Here is a 19,037-nt window from a genome sequence, read left to right on the forward strand (position 1 = left end):
GGGAGAGCAACCGATGAAAACCGGGGGCGTTGTTGAGGGAGTCGGGCCGAACAGCCCGCGCAGTCCGAGTTGGATGAATTCGATCGAGGAGCACCTCCCCATGTCCCGTATCGCCAAGGCCGTTGTCCTGACCGTGGGTGCCGCCGCTGCCGTCGCCGGTGCCGCCGGCGCCGCCGCCGCCGACGCCGGCGCCGAGGCTGCGGCCGTGAAGTCCCCCGGTGTCGCCTCCGGCAACGTCGTCCAGGTCCCGGTGCACATCCCGGTCAACCTCTGCGGCAACACCGTCAGCGTCATCGGCGCGCTGAACCCGGCCTTCGGCAACACCTGCGTCAACGCCTGATCGCGCACGCCTGATCGGTCCTTCCGAAGCCGGTGCGCCCGCCCCGCCGGGGTGGGCGCACCGGCTTTTTCCTTGTCGGCACTGGTTCGGTACTCGTTCGGGCGCACCCTCGTGCGCCGTTCGGTGCAACGGCGTACGCCCCTCCGGGGGGCAGGTCGAGGGGCGGATTCACTCGAACGGGGTCGTGGCGCTCGGTAGTTTCGCGGTTGCGGAGGGCTATACCCGCAGGCACCGTGAGAGAGCAGTTGTCCGACGCATAAGGAAAAGGAACACATATGCGTCCCCTGGCTACACGCCGTCTCACCGCCCTGGCGATATCCGCCGCCATCACCCTCGGCACGGCGGGTCCCGCCTTCGCCGGCGAAAACCACCCGTCCACCGCGGCCGACCGGGCCGCGCACGCGCCCCTCCCCGACGCGGCCGCCCTGCTGGCCCAGGCCGACGCGCTCGGCGCGCTCGGCTCGGTGACCACCCCCGTGACCGAACTCGTCACGGCCGCGCTCGAGGCCGACTCCGGCCGACTGTCCGCGGCCGACGCCGAGGCCCTCAAGGCCGAGATCGCCGCGGCGGTCGCCGAGGCGAAGGCCACGGCCCCGTTCCCGGACACCCCGCTCCCGGACACCCCGCTCCCGGACACCCCGGCACCGGACACCCCCGCACCGGCACCGCTCCCGGACACCCCGAGACCGGACACCCCCGCACCGGACACCCCGGTGACGCCCCCGGCCGCCGACCTGCCGGTGACGCCCCCGGCCGCCGACCTGCCGGTGACGCCCCCGGCCGCCGACCTGCCGGTGACGCCTCCCGCCGCCGACCTCCCCGTGACACCTCCGGCCGCGGACCTCCCGGTCGCGCCGCCCGCCGCCGGCCTCCCGGTCGCGCCCCCCGCCGCCGGCCTGCCGGTGAAGCCCCCCGTCGTCCTGCCCGTCGTGGCCGGCGCGGAGGCCGCCCCGGCGGACGTCGTGGACGACGCCCTCGCGAGCGTCGAGAAGGCGGTCGCCGCCCTGCTCGCCGCCGTCACCTCCGGCGACGCCGGCGGAGTCGTCCCGCAGGCCACCTCCACGCTGACCTCGCTGGTCAACCTGGCCGTCGCCACCGTGCTCGGCAGCGGGCTGCCCGCGCCGGACCTGGCCGGACTGCCCGCGCTCCCGACGCTCCCGGTCACCGCGCCCGAGCTGCCCGTCGACCCGCCGGCCGCCGCGCCCGACCTGCCGGCCAAGCCCCCGCTGCCCGTCCGGTAGCGCCCCGCCGCCCGCACCGGCCCGGTGTCCCCCGGGCCGGTGCGGGCGCGTGCGATCGGCAAATAGCACCGGCCCGCATCGATCGGGTGCAGTACCGAGAAATCCTTCCTCCCGGAGTTTCCGGGGCGCTCACCTCTCGTTACAGAAGCAGAACGATGTACAGGATTCGGCCAAGAACCCTGTACAGAACGTGACTTGAAAGTACAGAGGAAGGATTCACTCCATGAAGCCCACCAAGGTCGCCGCGGTCGTCGCAGGTTCGCTGATGGCCCTGGGTGCTGCCGCGCCCGCCATGGCCGCCGAGGCGATGACCCCCACCAGCCTCAACGGTGGCCTCGAGGCGATCGCCGCCAACGGGCTGAAGAGCGACATGCTGAGCAGCACCACGGACGGCTCCCCGGTCCAGACCGTCACCAAGGCGGCGGACCAGCTGAACACCGCCACCAAGGGCGCCCCGCTGCTCGGTGGCCTCCCGGTCCCCGGTGGCCTCCCGCTGGGCGGCTGACGCCCCCTCAGTACCACCCTTCCCACGGGCATTTACGGAGGCCTCGGTGCCACCGTTCCTCACGGTCGGCTGATCGAATGATTTTCTGATCAGCTGCCGTGTGGCCCCGGATCTCCACCGGGTGCCGACCCATAGCCTCTGGCCGATCCCATAGGAACGTCGGTGCGGATCAGGCCGGTCGGAGCGAGGGGGGATCCTCGCCGGTCTCTCCCTTTCTCCAGAGGAAGAGCGGTATGCGGTCCATCATCAGCAGGAAAGTACTCACCGCGGCGGCAGCGACGGGCATCCTGTCGCTGAGCGGCGGTCTCGCCCTGGCCGCGAGCGCCCACGCCGGTGCGGGCGACGGGCCCGGCTCCGGCGCGGCCGGTCATGTCCAGGCCCCCCTTCCCGCGGACGTCTGCGGCAAGAGCATGGAGCTCGGCGGCTTGGTCGCGGAGGCCGTCGGTGACCTCTGCGCCCACGAGGAGGATTCCGGCGGCTACGGCGAGGAGCCGGGTGGGCCGTCGGAGCCTCCCACGCATCCTCCGACCCACCCTCCGACCCACCCGCCGACGCATCCCCCCACCCAGCCGCCGACGCACCCGCCGACGCATCCCCCGACGCACCCGCCCACGCACCCGCCGACGACGCACCCGCCGACGCACCCGCCGACGACGCACCCGCCGACCCACCCGCCGACGACGCACCCGCCGACCCACCCGCCGACGACGCACCCGCCGACGTCGCCTCCCACCACGACCCCTCCCACGCACACCACGCCTCCCACCCACACCACCCCGCCGGGCCACCCGGGCGGGCCCGGTGACTGCGAGGACTCCGGGTACGGGGAGGACTGCGAGCAGCCGCCGACCACGACGCCTCCCACCCACACCACCCCGCCGGGCCACCCGGGCGGGCCCGGTGACTGCGAGGACTCCGGCTACAGCGAGGACTGCGAGCAGCCGTCGCACCCGCCGACGACGCCCGGTCACCCCGGTCACCCCGGCCACCCGCAGCTCCCCGACACCGGCAGCGAGCCCGTCCTCATGGGTGCGGCCGCGATCAGCGCCGCCCTGATCATCGGCGGCACCGTCGTGTACCTCCGCGGCGGACGGATCGCCCGCCGGCACTGACCCCGCCCGCCGGATCCGCGTCAACCGGGGCCCTCGCCTTCACCGGTGAGGGCCCTGCGCGTTGCTGCACATGGGTTAGTCCCGCGACGTTTGGGCCGAGGGGCTCGTTCTCCTCACATGAATCTGCGTTCTCACGCGGGCATGGGCCTCCTCATGACCGCACTCGCCTCCGCCGCCCTGGCCTCTCCCGCCGCCGCCGTCGAGGCCCCGGTGATCGTTCCGCTCCAGGGCCTGGAGCCGGTCCTGCCGATGGACGCGCCGACCGTGGCGACCGGCGTTCCCGTGCCGATGCCCGGCGCGCCCACCGGCTTCCAGAAGGGCCTCGGCGCCCTCCCGGACGTGGCCCTGCCCAGCGTCCCGCTCACCGGAACCCTGCCGGAGACCGTCGTCGACGCGCCGCTGCCCGAGCTCCTCAAGGGCAGCGAGCCCGGCCGCGCCCTGTTCAGCAGCCCGCACTCCGAGATGAAGGCGGCCACCCCCGGCGCCGTCGTCGGCAACCCGGTGGAGGCCCCGCGCGGCAACGGGCTCGCCGGTCTGCCGGGCCTCGCGAAGCCCGAGGTCGGTCTCCTCACACCGGTGCTCAGCGGAGCCCTCGACCCCCAGCTGGGTCTGGCGCCGGACGCGGGCTGACCCGTCCGGGTCCGCTCATTCGTACGACCATTGACCGGGCGGGTGAAGACACGATTCTTCCCCGCCACCCCAAGGGCTCCCGGTCGTTGCAAGAGAAGGCTTGTCGCATGGCCACGGCCCGCGGGCCGAAGGCGTTCCGTCGTATCCGGCGGCGGACGCGTTCGGGCCGCGGGCCATTTTTTAGGTTTTCCTTCTTCCCGTTCGGCCCAAAGGCCGTGACCCGCACCGGGTATCGGCGTTGAACGGAAGTGACGGCCGTGATTCCTGCGGTCGCTTTCCACGTCCAAGGAGTTCTTGATGTCTCGCATCGCGAAGGCTGCCGCTGTTCTCGCCGGCACGGGTGCCGTTGCCCTCAGCGGAGCCGGCCTGGCCGTCGCCGACTCGGGCGCCGAGGCCGTCGCCGCCCACTCGCCCGGTGTCGCCTCCGGCAACGTCGTCCAGGTCCCGGTCCACGTCCCGGTCAACCTCTGCGGCAACACCGTCAACGTCATCGGTCTGCTGAACCCGGCGTTCGGCAACACCTGCATCAACGCCGACGGCGGCCACGGGCACGGCGACGGCGGCTACGGCGGCTGATCCCCCTCGTTCCCCACGGATGTCCCCCCGGCCGACGGCCGGGGGGACATCCGTGTGCGGGGCTCAGGCGTAGCGGTAGATCCGGCTGTGGTCGAACATCGACGCCGGGGTCACCCCCCAGGGCGCCATCGGCTCGTGCCGGGCGGCGACCTTGCGGTACTGCGCGTCACCCAGCGGCGGCGGCTCCGCCGGCAGGTAGGCGGCCCCGGGGTTGCGCTGCTGCCAGCGCGACCAGACCAGGTCGACGAAGGAGTGGTGCAGCCAGAAGACCGGGTCGTTCACGGAGCCGCCGCCGAGCATCAGGCCGCCGACCCAGCGGTGCACCCGGTTGTGGATCCGGAACCGTTCGTTGCCCCGGCCCGGTGCCCAGCCCTCCAGGGCGTTGCGGAAGCCGGTGGCGCTCGTCGAGTTCCAGGGAGCCGCGTCGTACACCCGCTCGCGCATCACGGCGTCGAGCTGGGCCGGGGTGGGGAGCGCGATCGGGTCGTGGGGACGGCCGAAGTCCCTGGTCAGGTACCGGGTGTCGGTCATCGACTGGGTGATCGTCCACCGCCCCGTGGCAGCGGCGAAGGGCCCCGTCATCACCTGGAGGTCGGCCCGGCGGCCGTTGCCGCCCATGAAGTCCTCGCGCCAGATCGAGGAGGCCGGGGAGTTGTCCCGGGTCCAGTCCCAGTACGGGACGGAGACCGCCGGGTCGATCCGGCGCAGGGCCGTCTCGAACTCCAGCAGGAACTTCCGGTGCCAGGGCAGGAAGCTCGGCGTCATGTGGGCGATCCGGAGCCGGCCCTCCCCGTCGGCCGTGTAGTGGTCGATGTGAGTGCGGACGAAGCGGTCGTACGCGCCGGTCCGCTTGAGCTCCAGGACGGCGGCGACGAACCTGCGGCGCTCGGCGCCGGTCAGATCGCGCTGGTTCTTACGCGTGTACACCACGCGGGCTCCCTCCCGTAGGGCCGGTGGGGACGCCGTGGGCGGCCGCGAGCGCGGAGAGCCGGGCCGTGCCCAGCTCGTCCACGGCCGCGCGGGTGGCCGCCAGGGGCGTCGGGCAGGACTCGTAGTGGTCGATCGGGCTGACCCAGCCGCCGTCGGCGCAGCGCATCAGGTGCAGCTGACGGCCGTCGACGAGGGCCGTCGGCTCGCCGCCGGGGCCGGAGAAGCCCAGGAGGCGACGGCCCCGGTACATCTCGTCGAAGGCGTGCGGGTCGCGCGTACCCCCCGATGCGGACAGGTCCGGTTCCGGTCGGGTCGCGACACGGCCGAGCGCACCGCCCGTGAAGGCGGTGACGGCCAGGGCGAACAGGGACCGCAGTGCGACGCGGCGCGGGACGATCATCAGTGATCTCCTGGTGGTCGGCTTATGCCCTCAGGGCACAACGATGAAAACCCGGGTTCGTTGCGCCCGACATGCCAGCGGCGTGAATGTCGGCCGTTCGAGTGAATTCGGCGCGGGGAAAGGATGGTTGGAGGTCTAGCATCCGGATTCATGACCACTTCCAACGTCGTCTCCTCGGCGCGCAGCGCCTCTCCGCTGGGAACTCTCACGGTGATTCCGTGGTCCAGCGAGCCCTCCGCCGAATCGGCGGGGACGCCCTTCCTGATGGCGTATTCGCTCGGCGACGGCCGGGACGGGCCGGAGGCCGGTCAGCAGGCGATGCGCGCGGCCCTGGAGTCGATGGGCCTCTCGGTCGGCGACCGCCTCTTCGACCTGGACCAGGACGCCGGCATCAAGGCCACGCTGCTCGTCGAGGGCGGATCGGCCGTCCTCACGCTGCCGTTCCTGAAGGTGCAGTGCCCGGTGCCCGCCGAGTGGCAGGCGGCCGCCCGCGAGCAGGGCAAGGTCTACTTCATCTGCTCCGTGCGGCCCTGGTCCGAGGGCGTGCCCGGACAGCCCGTCGACGAGGCGCTGCTGCGGGCCTTCGTGTCGGACGAGGAGATGCTCGCCGACAGCGCCCACGTCCTGCTGCCGGTCCGCCGCATCCAGGGCTGAGCGGGAAGGGGCGGCGTCATGGCGACGGCGAACGTACGGGGCGGGGTGCCGGGGCAGCGGCAGGACGAGACCGCACGGGAGACCGGCGGGCCGATCGGCGCGAGCCGGGCCCTCGCCCGGCTGCTGCTCGTCACCGGGGCGGCGGGCGTGCTCGCCGGCTGGGTGATCACGATCGACAAGTTCCTGCTCCTGGAGGACCCCGCCTTCCAGCCCGGGTGCAGCCTGAACCCGGTCGTGTCCTGCGGCAACATCATGAAGAGCGAGCAGGCGGCGGTGTTCGGCTTCCCGAACCCGATGCTCGGGCTCGTCACGTACGCCGTCGTCGTCGCCGTCGGGGCCGGGCTGCTCGCCGGGGCCCGGTACCGGGCCTGGTTCTGGCTCGGCCTCAACGCCGGGATGCTCTTCGGGGTCGGCTTCTGCACCTGGCTGATGTACCAGTCGCTGTACGAGATCAACGCGCTCTGCCTGTGGTGCTGCCTCGCCTGGGTCGCGACCATCCTCATGTTCTGGTACGTCACCGCGCACAACGTCCGGGAGCGCGTCCTGCCCGCTCCGGCCGGGCTGCGGACCTTCCTCGGCGAGTTCACCTTCGCCCTCCCCGTCCTGCACATCGGGATCATCGGGATGCTGATCCTGACCCGCTGGTGGGACTTCTGGACGAGCTGACGTGAGCCGGACACCCTCCTGGACCTCCCGGCTCACCCGGCCGCGGGCCGCACTGACCGTGCTGCTCGCGGCCGTCGCCGTGTTCCTCCTCGTGCCCGACCGGATCGCGCCCGGCGGCCGGCACACCGGGGAGCGGACCGCGCCGGAGGTGGCGCCGAAGCCGCTGACGGGCGTGCCGTCGGGGTTCTTCACCGGCTCCGACGAGGCCGGGGTGCGGCGGATCGCGCAGGCGCAGGACTGGCTCGGCGGGGACTCCCTGACGGTCGGTCACACCTATCTGCCGGGCGACCGCTGGTCCAACATCGAGGGGCATCCGGTGCTCTTCGGGCCCTGGGCGCGCTGGAAGACCGGGCGTCCCGGGCGCCTCTTCGTGCTGAACGTGCCGCTGCTCGACCGCAACGAGGCCGGACTGCCGGACGCCGAGGTGCGCGCGGGGCTGCGGCGGGGCGCCGGCGGCGGATACGACGGGCACTTCAGGACCCTGGGGGAGCGGCTCGTGGCGCACGGGCTCGGCGACGCGGTCCTGGTGCTCGGCTGGGAGATGAACGGCACCACGTACAGCCATCGCTGCGGTCCGGACCCGACGGCCTGGAAGGCGTACTGGCGGCGGGTCGTGGAGGTGCTGCGGGGGGTGCCCGGGCAGCGGTTCCGCTTCGACTTCACGCCGAGCCGGGGGCTCGACGCGATCGCCTGGCCGCTCTGCTACCCGGGCGACGACGTCGTCGACATCATCGGGATGGACGCCTACGACCAGCCCGCGGGGCTCTCCTTCGAGGAGCAGGTGGACGAGGAGTACGGGCTCGCGCACCAGGTGCGCTTCGCGGCGGAGCACGGGAAGCCCGTCTCGTACCCGGAGTGGGGGCTGTTCAGGAACGGGGACAACCCGGCGTACGTGCGGGGGATGCTCGACTGGTTCGCGGCGCACCGGCCCGTCTACCAGACCGTCACCGACTACTGCCCGCACGGGGTGTGGGGGTGCGCCGACAACCCGGAGTCGGCGCGGATCGTCAGGGGTGCGCTGGGGGCTCCGGGGCGTCCGTGAGGATGCCGGTCCGTGAGGGGGGGGCAGGCGGGCCGTGAGGAGGTCAGGCCGGTCCTGAGGGGGTCAGACCCGTCTTGAGGGTGTCCACCGTGCGGTCCAGGAGGGCGACGAGGTCGTCGGTGCGGCCGTGCTCGGCCCAGTGGACGGTCGCCTCGCGCAGCGCGCCCAGGACCGCCGCCGTGAAGATCCGTACCTCCAGGTCGTCCGCGTCCCGTCCGGTGCGGTCGGCGATCGCGCGGGCGAGGCGGCGGCCGGTCGCGGCGGTGGTCTCGGTGAGCCGGGCGCGCACGGCGGGGATCTCCACCATGAGCCGGGCGCGCAGCCGGGTCTCCGCGGGCTCCTCGGCGAGGGCCGTGCGGACGGCCTCGACGACGACCGCCCGGAGCGATTCGAGCGGTTCCTCGGCGGCGGGGCGGGCGCGCAGCCGGGCTTCGAGGAGCTCGTCGTTCTCGTCGGTGAGGAGGATGTCCTCCCGCACCGGGAAGTAGCGCGCGACGGTGGAGGGGGAGACCTCGGCGGCATCGGCGATCCGGTCGGTGGTGGCGGCGTCCCAGCCGTGCTCGGCGGCGAGCCGGTAGGTGGCCTTCCGGATCGCCGCGCGGGTCTTCGCCTTCTTGCGTTCGCGCAGGCCGGGGCGGTCGGTCATGACCTTCATGGTCCCAGGTCAGGCGTGCTGGTACGCCACCAGGGAGATGCCGACGTAGTGGACGATGAAGGCCGCGAGGGTCAGCGAGTGGAAGACCTCGTGGAAGCCGAACCAGCGCGGGGAGGGGTTCGGGCGCTTCATGCCGTAGATGACGCCGCCCACGCTGTAGAGCAGTCCGCCGACGATCACGAGCACGAGGACGGCGATGCCGCCGGTGCGCATGAAGTCGGGCAGGAAGAAGACGGCGGCCCAGCCCATCGCGATGTAGCAGGGCGTGTACAGCCAGCGAGGGGCGCCGACCCAGAAGACGCGGAAGGCGATGCCGGCGGCGGCCGCGGCCCAGACCGCCCACATGAGCGGCTTCGCGGTGGAGTCGGGGAGCAGCAGCAGGCTGAGCGGGGTGTAGGTGCCCGCGATGATCAGGAAGATGTTGGCGTGGTCGAGGCGCCGGAGCACGGCCTCGCCGCGCGGGCCCCAGTCGCCGCGGTGGTAGAGCGCGCTGACGCCGAAGAGCAGGCAGGCGGTGAGGACGTAGATCCCGCAGGCGACGCGGGCGCGGGGCGAGTCGGAGAACGCGACGAGCACGAGGCCCGCGACGATCACGGCGGGGAACATGCCCGCGTGCAGCCATCCTCGGAGCCGGGGCTTCGTCGGGAGCGACAGGGAGCGCTCGGTCGGGGTCACTTCCGGCGTGGCTGCAGTCATGGAAACGATCCTAGCTACGCCCCCGTAGGTACCGGACATGAGTGGCGATGCTCACGTGTGCACCCCCCTGGACATATGGGCGAATCCGTCGGATGATCAAATGAGTGCGGTCGGCACCGGATGAGCAGCTACGACGCATCCGGGTCGCAGCCCCCACGGGGCATACAGCGAATACACCCCTCAACAAGGAGCAATCGTGGCGCGCGACAACGCGGCTCCCCTTCCCACCCAGCACCAGGAGCTCGTCTCCTGGGTGAACGAGATCGCCGAGATCACCCAGCCGGACAACATCGTCTGGTGCGACGGATCCGAGGCCGAGTACGAGCGCCTGTGCGAGGAGCTCGTCGCCAAGGGGACCTTCAAGAAGCTCGACCCGGTGAAGCGCCCGAACTCGTACTACGCCGCCTCCGACCCGTCCGACGTCGCGCGCGTCGAGGACCGGACCTTCATCTGCTCCGAGAAGGAGGAGGACGCGGGCCCGACCAACCACTGGAAGGCCCCGGCGGAGATGAAGGAGATCTTCGCGGGCGAGAAGGGCATCTTCCGCGGCTCCATGCGCGGTCGCACCATGTACGTCGTGCCCTTCTGCATGGGCCCGGTCGGCTCCCCGCTCTCCGCCATCGGCGTCGAGATCACCGACTCCGCGTACGTCGCCGTCTCCATGCGCACCATGACCCGCATGGGACAGGCCGTCCTCGACGAGCTCGGCACCGACGGCTTCTTCGTGAAGGCCGTCCACACCCTCGGCGCCCCCCTGGCGGAGGGCCAGGAGGACGTGCCGTGGCCCTGCAACACCACCAAGTACATCTCGCACTTCCCCGAGAGCCGCGAGATCTGGTCGTACGGCTCGGGCTACGGCGGCAACGCCCTGCTCGGCAAGAAGTGCTACGCGCTCCGCATCGCCTCCGTCATGGCGCGTGACGAGGGCTGGCTCGCCGAGCACATGCTGATCCTCAAGCTCACCCCGCCGCAGGGCGAGGCCAAGTACGTCGCCGCCGCCTTCCCGTCGGCCTGCGGCAAGACCAACCTGGCCATGCTGGAGCCCACGATCTCCGGCTGGACCGTCGAGACCATCGGCGACGACATCGCCTGGATGCGCTTCGGCGAGGACGGTCGCCTGTACGCGATCAACCCCGAGGCCGGTTTCTTCGGCGTCGCGCCCGGCACCGGCGAGCACACCAACGCCAACGCCATGAAGACCCTCTGGGGCAACTCCGTCTTCACGAACGTCGCGCTCACCGACGACGGCGACGTGTGGTGGGAGGGGATGACCGAGACGGCCCCCGCGCACCTCACGGACTGGAAGGGCAACGACTGGACGCCGGAGTCCGAGACCCCGGCCGCCCACCCGAACGCCCGCTTCACCGTCCCGGCCGGGCAGTGCCCGACGATCGCCCCGGAGTGGGAGGACACCAAGGGCGTCCCGATCTCCGCGATCCTCTTCGGCGGCCGCCGCGCCTCCGCGGTCCCGCTGGTCACCGAGTCGTTCGACTGGAACCACGGTGTCTTCCTCGGCGCGAACGTCGCCTCCGAGAAGACCGCCGCCGCCGAGGGCAAGGTCGGCGAGCTGCGCCGCGACCCCTTCGCCATGCTGCCGTTCTGCGGCTACAACATGGGCGACTACATGGCCCACTGGGTCAAGGTGGGCGCCGAAGCCGACCAGGCGAAGCTGCCGAAGATCTACTACGTGAACTGGTTCCGCAAGAACGACGCCGGCAAGTTCGTCTGGCCCGGCTTCGGCGAGAACAGCCGCGTCCTGAAGTGGATCGTCGAGCGCCTCGACGGCAAGGCCGAGGGCGTCGAGACCCCGATCGGAGTCCTGCCGACCGCGGAGTCCCTCGACACCGAAGGCCTCGACCTGCCGGCCGAGGACCTGGAGTTCCTCCTCAAGGTCGACCGTGACGTGTGGCGCGAAGAGGCCGCCCTCGTCCCGGACCACCTGAACACCTTCGGCGACCACACGCCGAAGGAGCTGTGGGACGAGTACCACGCGCTCGTGGAGCGCCTGGGCTAGATCCCCCGAGACTCGTGGTGGGCTGCCCCGAAACACCGCCCTGACCAGTGGGGTCACGACGGTCCATCACGACGCAACCGGCCCCCGGAGCCCCCTCAGGCCCCGGGGGCCGGCGCATGTCCGGCTACAGGATCGGCTGCGCCGCCTCGACGGTCGCGATCGCGCGGCGGCAGGCGTCACGGAATGCCTCGAACTGACCGTTCGACTTGTTCCAGGTCGACGCGCGCCGCGAGCGGGAGCTGGAGTCGCCGAAGAGGCTCTGGCGCAGCTCCGTCGTCATCTCGATCTGGGCGCCCTTGCGGAGCATCGTGAGGTTGCACGGGTTGGTGACGTGGCTGCCGTTGAAGTCCTGGAGGCGGGTGAGGTACCGCTCGTCGAAGGCGTCGACCACCGGGAAGCCCGCCTTGTCGATCTCGTACACCAGCGCCGCGCGGAAGTCCGGGTTGAGACCGCCGACGACGGCGAGGCGCGGGTCGTTGGCCGGCGGCCAGATCATGGGCTCGGGCATGCCCAGCTGGTCGTACTGGCAGCCGTGCAGCGACAGGACGTTGAGGTGGCTCGCGGCGAGCGACAGTGCCACGTGGTCGTCGCAGTTCCTCGACGTGACGTGCAGGTCCTTGTTGCCCGAGGACAGCAGGCCCTCGAAGAGGAAGTAGTCGTACGTGGTCGGGAGGAGCGCCGGCGCGGTCGACGTGATGTTGCCCGGGTCGTAGCCGGCGATGCCCAGGGCGAGTTCGCTCGTGCCGATCTCGATGCCGCCGCCGTGCAGGGCGAGGATCGCGGTGCGCGGGAACGCGGACTTCTTGTCCAGGTCGGGGTCGATCACCTGGTGTCTCTTGTAGCGGCGGCCGTACGCGGTGCCCTCGACGCGGGCCGGGTCGTTGTACAGCGCGGTGTTCGAGGCGTACTCGCCCGGGTCCGCCGCGGCGGCGGCCGGGGCGGCGGAGGCGAGCTGGCCGAGGAGCGGGGCGCCCGCCGTGGCGGCCGCAGCGAAGGCGGTCAGAACGGTGCGGCGGGACGCGGGACGCGGTGAAAGTGTCATGCTCGCAACATAGTTGATCTTCGGGTGCCGTCGCTCGGAGTCATCGATCCTCCACGTAGCGGGTGTGGGTCTCCTGCCGGATCGCCTCCGCGTCCCGCAGCGCGGCCGCGATCGCCGTCATCTCCTCGTGGAGCGCGGCCAGCTGGCGTTCGAGGTGACTCTCCGGCGCCTCGGCGCCCGGCGTGAACCGCGACCACCACCGGGTCCGCACGAAGGCGTCGACGGCCTCCGGGACGTCCTGGCGGACCGCGCGGGCGAGGACGTGCAGGTGGTCCGGGTCGCTCACCCAGCCCGGTTCGAGCAGGGCCTCGACGAGGGTGGCGAGCCCGGTGAGCCGGTCACCGACGGCGGGCGGCAGGTCCACCTCGGCCAGATAGTCGCGCAGGGTCGTGAAGTCGGCCCGCAGGGCGTCGAGCTGCTCGTCCGCGCTCGGGAAAAGCGGGGTGTCGGGACGCTCGGGCGGGGCGATCAGCGCCCCCGCCGCGTACAGGCCCGCGACCACCAGCGGCCAGAGCCCGCCCGCCGCGCCGGTGAGCGCGATCCCGACACCGGCCAGGCCGCAGGCGCTGCCGGTGAGGTTCTTGCGGGACTCGACGTACCCGAGCAGACGTCTACTGGTACCCACGGATCTCCTCGAAGGCTCCGTCGAGCGAACCCCGGGTGGCGTCGAAGAGCTTGCCGCCCGTCAGGCTCGCGAGGTGGGCGAGCTCTCCCCGGTCCGAGTCCCCGAAGAGGATCGGGAAGACCGGCGTGCGCTGCTGCCCGGCCGGGAGCGAGCGGTAGAAGGTGTCGAAGGCGGCCGCCGGGTCGCCGTCGGTGTTCTCCCCGTCGGTCATCAGGACGACCGAGGTGAACGTGTCGTCCCCCGGGGTCCTGCCGAGGAAGCGGTACGCCTCCTGGACGCTGGTGTAGATCGCGGTGCCGCCGGACGCCGACAGCTTCTGGGAGTCGGCGCGGATCGCGTCGAGCGCCGCCTTCGGCGAGGCCGGGTCGACCGTGTGCGTACGGACCTCGCTCTGCTTCACCGAGGAGCCGAAGGGCATCAGGGTCACCTCCTCGCGGTCCCGGAAGTCGCCGGTCAGCTCGGCGAGCGCCGACTTCAGGCGGTCGAGCCGCTCGCCGCCCATGGAGCCCGAGGTGTCGAGCACGTAGACCGTGCGGGAGGGCCTGCGCAGGGTGTTGTCGTACGCGTCGAGCAGCCCGTCGGCGACGGCCCGGCTGCCCGGGAACGGCAGCTCGCGGCGCTGGTCGCGGGCGAGCGCGGAGGCCGGCCGCACCCCGGCGACCACCGGGCGGCGCAGGGTCGTCTCGGTGATCCGCCGCTGGGCGTCCGGGGTGCGCAGCCACGTGGTGAGCCGGCCCGCCGCCTCCTTGGCCTCGGCGCGGGCGGAGGTCAGCAGGGTGAGCGGGTAGTCGGCGGTCACGACGCCGTCCGACGGCCGGATCACGGTCAGCTTCCCGGGCGCCGACAGCAGCACGGACTCGTAGTTCACGAGCGCGTCGACGTCGGTGCGGCGGGCGTAGGCCGTGGCGAGCCAGCCGGAGGAGCCCGAGGTCAGCTTCTGGCCCGTGAAGAACTCCTTGAGCTTCGGCGTGGCCCCGGCGACGTCCTTCTGGGTGAGGGCCGACTGTGCGCCGGAGAGCCCCGAGGCGACCGAGACGAGCGCGGAGAAACCGGAGTTGGAGCGCTTCGGGTCCGTCATGCCGTACGTCAGCTTCCCGTCGGCGACCGCCCGGTGCAGCTGCGACCAGGTCACCTTCGCCGGGTCCCAGCCGAGCCGGGCGACGGCGGCGGGCCGCACCCCGAGCGCCACCGGCGAGGTCATCACCGGCGTCTCGCTGGTGATCTTCTTCGCCGTGTCCGGGCGGAGCCGGAGGTAGTCGTTGGAGGAGAGCCAGACCGCGTCGTAGGCCTTGTCCGCCTCGCCGGACGCGATGCGCTCGACGGCGTCCAGGGTGCCGGCGTAGGTGGGGCGGACGGTGATCCCGGTCGCCTTGGCGGCCTCGTCGAGGACCGGGCCCATGTCGGCCAGCTCGGAGGAGGCGAGGACCCGGAGGGTGCCGGTCCTGAACTCGGTGCTGTGGTCCTCGGGCCGGTCGTCGCCGCCGCCGGAGCAGGCGGTGGCGAGGAGGGCGAGCGCGAGGGCGGAGGCCGTGCGGGTCCAGGTGCGGTTTCTCATGCGGGTCCCTGCGTGGGTGCTGGTGCGGGGCGCTGCGTGGGTTCTGATGCGGGTCCGTGCGTGCGTTCTCATGCGGGTCCCTGCGGGGGTTCTCATGCGGGGCGTTGCGTGGGTTCTCATGCGGGGCCGCCACCCTCCAGGGCGCCGGTGCGGCGGCTGCGCTCCAGGTGGGCGCTCGCCTCCTGGAGCTCGGACGTCAGCGAGGCGACCGTGGCCGCCATGGACTCCGTCGCCCGCGCCTTGTACGTGTCGATGGTGTCGAGGGTCCGGTAGATCTGCTGGAAGGCGGTACGGAGCGTCTCCGCGCCCACGGCCGGGTTCGCCGCCAGGACCTGGATCTCCTCCGCCTGCCGCTCCAGCATCTCCGCGTTGCCCCGGACGATGCCCTCGGTCGTCGCGCGCAGCGCGATCACCTGCTCGGTGACCTTCCGCTGGTTCTCCAGCGCGGAGGCGAGCGTCACCGCGATCCGCAGCGCCGACAGGGTCGTCGTCGCCGCCCGGTCCACGCCCTTGATCAGCTCGTCGTTGTTCCGGCGGACCACGTCCATCGCCAGGTATCCCTGGGCGCAGACCGCGAGTTGGGTCAGCAGGTCCTGGTGCTTCTGGCGGACCGGGAAGAGGAGGTCGGCGCGGAGCGTGTCCGCCTGCGCCGGGTCCGGGGTGAGCGCGATGCGCTCCTCCACGGCCGCGTCGAGGGCGTCGGTGAGCACCGCGTACTCCTGGAGCTTGCCCATGGTCTCCCACAGCCGGGCCCGCTCCGTCAGCAACGCGGCGTTGTCGCGGCTCAGTTCGTCCTGGCCGCCGCGCAGCGCGCCGACGATCCGGTTCAACGTGGCCTGCGAGGAGGCGTACTTGGCGACGTGGTCGCGCAGCCTGTTGCCGCCGGGCAGCTTCGAGAGCAGGCCCTTGAGGCCCTTGGCGGGGGCGTCCCGGGGGTCCAGGTCCTCGACCGTGCGCCGGAGTTCGACGAGGGAGGAGCCGACCCGCGTCTGCGCGTCGCCGCCGCCCTGGCCGAGGGAGCGGACCGTGCGCTCCAGCATCCGGTTCGACTGCTGCGCGGCGGCGCGCATCTCGCCCGCGCCGAGCGCCGCGATCTCACCGATGCGGCCGGCGAACTCGGGGGAGCGCGGGTCGAGTCCGGAGAGCGAGCCGACGTACTCGTCGGCCCGGCGGGTCATCTCCGTACGGACCGACTCGTCCAGCGGTACCAGGCCGGAGGCCTGCTCGGCGCGGACGGCCGGCACGGGCTCGGGCGGGGTCAGGACGAGCGGGGTGTCGTGCTCGGGCGGTGTCAGGGCCATCGTCCTTCTCGGATCCTCGGGCGTGGTCATGCGGTGTCCCCCTGGTCGCGGGCCCGCAGCGCCATCTCGTGCAGCACCTTGCTGGTGGGCACGGGCGCCTGGCGGACTCCGGTCAGCGTCTGGTTGAGGTACTCGGTGTGGCCGTCGGTCGCGGCGGTGAACTCGCTCGCCGCGCCCTGGGGGCGGAAGCCGTGGCGGACCGCGAGTCTGCGCAACTCGGGTTCGGTGGAGAGGAGTTCACCGAGGGCGCGGCCGTTCTCGGTGAGCGGTACGAGGGTGTGGTCGCTGTTGACCGTGGTGTCCGGGTAGAGGACGACGAGGTCGCCCATGGGCCGGCCGGCGAGCAGCTGGGAGGCGACCTGCGACTCGTACACGAGGACGAGCGGGTTGCCGACGCCGCTGACGAAGTCCCGGAAGGGCGCGTCCGAGCCGGACTGCTGCGCGCCCTGCACCTGGACCAGCTTCCGCAGCAGCGGTGCGGTGCGGGTGACGGCGGCCTTGTCGCCCGCGACCCGGCCGCCGTCGGCGACGTAGCTCGCGGCGGCGAGGTAGAGGGCGCCGGAGCTGGAGGCCATCGGGTCGGTGGAGGTGATGAAGAGGGTGCCGCTCAGCTCGGCGTGTCCCGCGGAGCCCTTGAGCTGCTGCCAGGTCCGGTCGGCGCGCGCCGCCGCCAGGTAGGCGTCCATCTTCAGGGTGCCGCTCGTGCCGCGCGGGCCGAGGGTCGCCAGGCCGTTGCCGGCGAGGACCTGGGCGGCGGCGCTGTGGGCGACGACGACGAGCGGCGAGTAGAAGGGCCGCAGCGGGGCCGACAGCGCCTTGTCCTTCGCCGCGTCCTGCGCCTTGGCGCGCAGTTCGTCGGCCGGCCCCTTGGAGGACGGGAAGGCGAAGTCGTAGCCGCCGAGGGGCAGTTCCTCCATGTCCCAGGACCCGGAGGTCTCGGTGTTCACGGTGAAGCCCTTGGCGGCCAGGGCCTTCACGACCAGGGGATCGGCGAAGAACTCGGCCTTCTCCGATCCGATGACTCCTCGCACGGTCTTCGTTGCCGTGCCTGTGTCCTTGTCGCCGCCCGTCACGAGGACGGCGGCCACGCCGCCGAGGAGCAGGACGGCCAGGACGATTCCCAGGATGCGTCTCACGCGGGCAGCGTGCTCGCGGAAACCCACATTCCAGGGGGAGTCGGGTGTACGGGAGGTGAAGGGGCGATCCCGGTACCGAACCGGAGCGGAGGCTGCCGTATCCCCGGCCCCCGGGGGGTCGTGGCGCCCTGGTGGTGGGCGCCCGGGCCGCGCGGTTCGTGCCGCGCGGCCCGGGGCCGTCAGGGGGTGGCGACTGCGGCCAGGGTGGGTTCCCCGGTCAGCGCCGCGGTGTGCGCGTCCATCCGCCCGGCGGCGAGGATCGCGGCGGCCGTGTCGGCCCGGGAGGCGGCGACGACCAGGGCGCGGCCCGCGAGGGCGTGCGCCTTGCGGTGCAGGTCCTGTGCGGGCGAGCCGCTCAGTCCGGCGTGCCGCGCGGGCGGTGCGCCGCGCAGCCGCGCCACCTGCCGGGCGATGAGCTCGCCGGCCTCCGTGTCGCCCAGCTCGTCGGTGACGGCGAGCAGGGCGGCGAGGTGTCCGGCGAGCTGGATGTCCAGCTCCTCCTCGCGGGAGCGGTGCGGATACGCGTCCTGGGCGTCGTCGGCCATCCGGTGGACCGACTTGGTGCGGATCGGTTCGTACATGGGGATGGCCTCCTTCGGTTGTGCTGCGGCCATCCTAGCTTAGATCCGGTCTAAAGTTGAGCGTCGTCTCATTCGGGGGTCAGGGCTGGCTGTACCCGTCCAGGAACCGGCCGATCCGGGTCACCGCGTCCGCCAGGTCCGCGGCCGCCGGCAGCGTCACGATCCGGAAGTGATCGGGCTCGTGCCAGTTGAAGCCCGTCCCGTGCACCACCATGATCTTCTCGGCCCGCAGCAGGTCCAGGACCATCTGCCGGTCGTCCTTGATCTTGTAGACGTTCGGGTCGAGGCGCGGGAAGAGGTACAGCGCGCCCTTCGGCTTCACGCACGTCACGCCCGGAATCTGCGTCAGCAGCTCGTACGCCGTGTCCCGCTGCTCCAGGAGCCGCCCGCCCGGCAGCACCAGGTCCTCGATCGACTGCCGCCCCTGGAGCGCGGCGGCCACCGCGTGCTGCGCCGGCATGTTCGCGCACAGGCGCATGTTCGCGAGGATCGTGAGGCCCTCGATGTACGAGGAGGCGTGGTGCTTCGGGCCGCAGACCGCGAGCCAGCCGGAGCGGAAACCGGCCACCCGGTAGTTCTTGCTCATCCCGTTGAACGTGAGGACGAGGAGATCGGGGGCGATCGCGGCGGTCGGGGTGTGCGTGGTGCCGTCGTAGAGGATCTTGTCGTAGATCTCGTCCGAGCAGACCACCAGGTCGTGACGGCGGGCGATCTCCGTCAGCGAGCGGAGCATCTCGTCGTCGTAGACGGCGCCCGTCGGATTGTTCGGGTTGATGATCACGATCGCCTTGGTGCGGTCGGTGATCTTCCGCTCGATGTCCGCGAGGTCCGGCATCCAGTCGGACTGCTCGTCGCAGCGGTAGTGCACGGCCGTACCGCCCGCGAGCGACACCGACGCCGTCCACAGCGGATAGTCCGGAGCCGGGACCAGCACCTCGTCGCCGTCGTCGAGCAGCGCCTGCATCGACATCTGGATCAGCTCCGAGACGCCGTTGCCCAGGTAGATGTCCTCGACGGAGAGCGGGATGCCCTTCGTCTCGTAGTGGCTCATCACCGCCCGGCGGGCCGAGAGCAGCCCCTTCGCGTCGCCGTAACCGTGCGCCTCGGAGAGGTTGCGGAGCACGTCCTCGAGGATGGCGGGCGGACACTCGAAGCCGAAGGCGGCCGGATTCCCCGTGTTCAGCTTGAGGATGCGATGACCCGCGGCCTCAAGCCGCATTGCCTCTTCGAGCACCGGACCCCGGATTTCGTAACAGACGTTGGCGAGCTTCGTGGACTGGATCACCTGCATGACGAGAGCTTACGGCGGGGGCGCCCACGCCGCGCCGTGTTTTGG

At 72.1% G+C, this 19,037-nt stretch carries 21 protein-coding genes; 10 read left to right on the top strand and 11 right to left on the bottom strand.

Annotation, left to right across the window (positions count from 1 at the left end):
* Positions 1 to 100: 100 nt before the first annotated feature.
* From ACN9MM_RS24875 to ACN9MM_RS24900, 6 genes are all read left to right on the top strand, one after another.
* A complete protein-coding gene (locus tag ACN9MM_RS24875) occupies positions 101 to 340 on the top strand; it encodes a chaplin (RefSeq protein ID WP_364281513.1) in 240 nt (79 codons plus the stop codon).
* 275 nt (positions 341 to 615) lie between these two features.
* On the top strand, positions 616 to 1,581 hold the full coding sequence (locus ACN9MM_RS24880; RefSeq protein ID WP_426365822.1) for a hypothetical protein: 966 nt from the start codon (positions 616 to 618) through the stop codon (positions 1,579 to 1,581).
* 223 nt (positions 1,582 to 1,804) lie between these two features.
* On the top strand, positions 1,805 to 2,086 hold the full coding sequence (locus tag ACN9MM_RS24885; RefSeq protein ID WP_382864910.1) for a hypothetical protein: 282 nt from the start codon (positions 1,805 to 1,807) through the stop codon (positions 2,084 to 2,086).
* A 233-nt stretch (positions 2,087 to 2,319) separates the two neighbouring features.
* On the top strand, positions 2,320 to 3,198 hold the full coding sequence (locus ACN9MM_RS24890; RefSeq protein ID WP_426365823.1) for a chaplin family protein: 879 nt from the start codon (positions 2,320 to 2,322) through the stop codon (positions 3,196 to 3,198).
* Positions 3,199 to 3,315: 117 nt separating this feature from the next.
* Positions 3,316 to 3,828 (top strand): hypothetical protein, encoded by a 513-nt coding sequence (locus ACN9MM_RS24895; RefSeq protein WP_426365824.1) that lies wholly within the window; start codon positions 3,316 to 3,318, stop codon positions 3,826 to 3,828.
* 297 nt (positions 3,829 to 4,125) lie between these two features.
* On the top strand, positions 4,126 to 4,404 hold the full coding sequence (locus ACN9MM_RS24900) for a chaplin (RefSeq protein WP_041130985.1): 279 nt from the start codon (positions 4,126 to 4,128) through the stop codon (positions 4,402 to 4,404).
* A gap of 63 nt (positions 4,405 to 4,467) precedes the next feature.
* Here the strand turns inward: ACN9MM_RS24900 and ACN9MM_RS24905 are convergent, their stop codons facing one another.
* Positions 4,468 to 5,334 carry a tyrosinase family protein gene (locus ACN9MM_RS24905; protein ID WP_426365825.1) on the bottom strand — a complete coding sequence of 289 codons (867 nt, stop codon included), beginning with the start codon at positions 5,332 to 5,334 and terminating at the stop codon, positions 4,468 to 4,470.
* Positions 5,318 to 5,734 carry a tyrosinase family oxidase copper chaperone gene (locus ACN9MM_RS24910; protein ID WP_426365826.1) on the bottom strand — a complete coding sequence of 139 codons (417 nt, stop codon included), beginning with the start codon at positions 5,732 to 5,734 and terminating at the stop codon, positions 5,318 to 5,320. The genes ACN9MM_RS24905 and ACN9MM_RS24910 overlap by 17 nt, the downstream gene beginning before the upstream one ends.
* Positions 5,735 to 5,884: 150 nt before the next feature.
* Here ACN9MM_RS24910 and ACN9MM_RS24915 point away from each other — a divergent pair, with 150 nt between their 5' ends.
* From ACN9MM_RS24915 to ACN9MM_RS24925, 3 genes are read left to right on the top strand one after another with little or no spacing between them, the layout of a single operon-like run.
* Positions 5,885 to 6,388: a DUF5949 family protein gene (locus tag ACN9MM_RS24915; protein WP_426365827.1), complete on the top strand. Its 504-nt coding sequence runs from the start codon at positions 5,885 to 5,887 to the stop codon at positions 6,386 to 6,388.
* An 18-nt stretch (positions 6,389 to 6,406) separates the two neighbouring features.
* Positions 6,407 to 7,054: a vitamin K epoxide reductase family protein gene (locus ACN9MM_RS24920; RefSeq protein ID WP_426365828.1), complete on the top strand. Its 648-nt coding sequence runs from the start codon at positions 6,407 to 6,409 to the stop codon at positions 7,052 to 7,054.
* Between the two features lies 1 nt (position 7,055).
* Positions 7,056 to 8,096: a glycoside hydrolase family 26 protein gene (locus ACN9MM_RS24925; protein WP_426365829.1), complete on the top strand. Its 1,041-nt coding sequence runs from the start codon at positions 7,056 to 7,058 to the stop codon at positions 8,094 to 8,096.
* 43 nt (positions 8,097 to 8,139) lie between these two features.
* Here ACN9MM_RS24925 and ACN9MM_RS24930 read toward each other — a convergent pair whose 3' ends face one another.
* On the bottom strand, positions 8,140 to 8,751 hold the full coding sequence (locus ACN9MM_RS24930) for a TetR family transcriptional regulator (RefSeq protein ID WP_426365830.1): 612 nt from the start codon (positions 8,749 to 8,751) through the stop codon (positions 8,140 to 8,142).
* A 9-nt stretch (positions 8,752 to 8,760) separates the two neighbouring features.
* Positions 8,761 to 9,447, bottom strand: a complete 687-nt coding sequence (gene trhA, locus ACN9MM_RS24935) for a PAQR family membrane homeostasis protein TrhA (RefSeq protein WP_426365831.1) — start codon at positions 9,445 to 9,447, stop codon at positions 8,761 to 8,763.
* A 196-nt stretch (positions 9,448 to 9,643) separates the two neighbouring features.
* On the opposite strand from trhA, the gene ACN9MM_RS24940 reads away from it, so the two are divergent.
* A complete protein-coding gene (locus ACN9MM_RS24940; RefSeq protein ID WP_426365832.1) occupies positions 9,644 to 11,461 on the top strand; it encodes a phosphoenolpyruvate carboxykinase (GTP) in 1,818 nt (605 codons plus the stop codon).
* 124 nt (positions 11,462 to 11,585) lie between these two features.
* Here ACN9MM_RS24940 and ACN9MM_RS24945 read toward each other — a convergent pair whose 3' ends face one another.
* The 7 genes from ACN9MM_RS24945 to ACN9MM_RS24975 form a co-directional block, all read right to left on the bottom strand.
* The gene (locus ACN9MM_RS24945; protein WP_426365833.1) at positions 11,586 to 12,503 is read right to left on the bottom strand and encodes a poly-gamma-glutamate hydrolase family protein; all 918 of its coding nucleotides are present in this window, start codon (positions 12,501 to 12,503) and stop codon (positions 11,586 to 11,588) included.
* A gap of 40 nt (positions 12,504 to 12,543) precedes the next feature.
* Positions 12,544 to 13,128, bottom strand: coding sequence for a hypothetical protein (locus ACN9MM_RS24950; protein WP_426365834.1), 585 nt, complete (start codon positions 13,126 to 13,128; stop codon positions 12,544 to 12,546).
* Entirely contained in the window at positions 13,115 to 14,683 is a 1,569-nt protein-coding gene (locus ACN9MM_RS24955) for a substrate-binding and vWA domain-containing protein (RefSeq protein WP_426365835.1), read from the bottom strand. The genes ACN9MM_RS24950 and ACN9MM_RS24955 overlap by 14 nt, the downstream gene beginning before the upstream one ends.
* A gap of 116 nt (positions 14,684 to 14,799) precedes the next feature.
* Positions 14,800 to 16,014: a toxic anion resistance protein gene (locus ACN9MM_RS24960; RefSeq protein ID WP_426365837.1), complete on the bottom strand. Its 1,215-nt coding sequence runs from the start codon at positions 16,012 to 16,014 to the stop codon at positions 14,800 to 14,802.
* Positions 16,011 to 17,147 (bottom strand): hypothetical protein, encoded by a 1,137-nt coding sequence (locus ACN9MM_RS24965; protein WP_426365838.1) that lies wholly within the window; start codon positions 17,145 to 17,147, stop codon positions 16,011 to 16,013. Before ACN9MM_RS24965 ends, ACN9MM_RS24960 begins: the two co-directional genes overlap by 4 nt.
* 152 nt (positions 17,148 to 17,299) lie before the next feature.
* On the bottom strand, positions 17,300 to 17,701 hold the full coding sequence (locus ACN9MM_RS24970; protein ID WP_426365839.1) for a hypothetical protein: 402 nt from the start codon (positions 17,699 to 17,701) through the stop codon (positions 17,300 to 17,302).
* Positions 17,702 to 17,780: 79 nt separating this feature from the next.
* Complete coding sequence (locus tag ACN9MM_RS24975) at positions 17,781 to 18,992, bottom strand: pyridoxal phosphate-dependent aminotransferase (RefSeq protein WP_426365840.1); 1,212 nt, start codon at positions 18,990 to 18,992, stop codon at positions 17,781 to 17,783.
* Positions 18,993 to 19,037: the final 45 nt, after the last annotated feature.

Source organism: Streptomyces sp. E-08 (genome assembly GCF_049913095.1).
GTDB lineage: Bacteria > Actinomycetota > Actinomycetes > Streptomycetales > Streptomycetaceae > Streptomyces.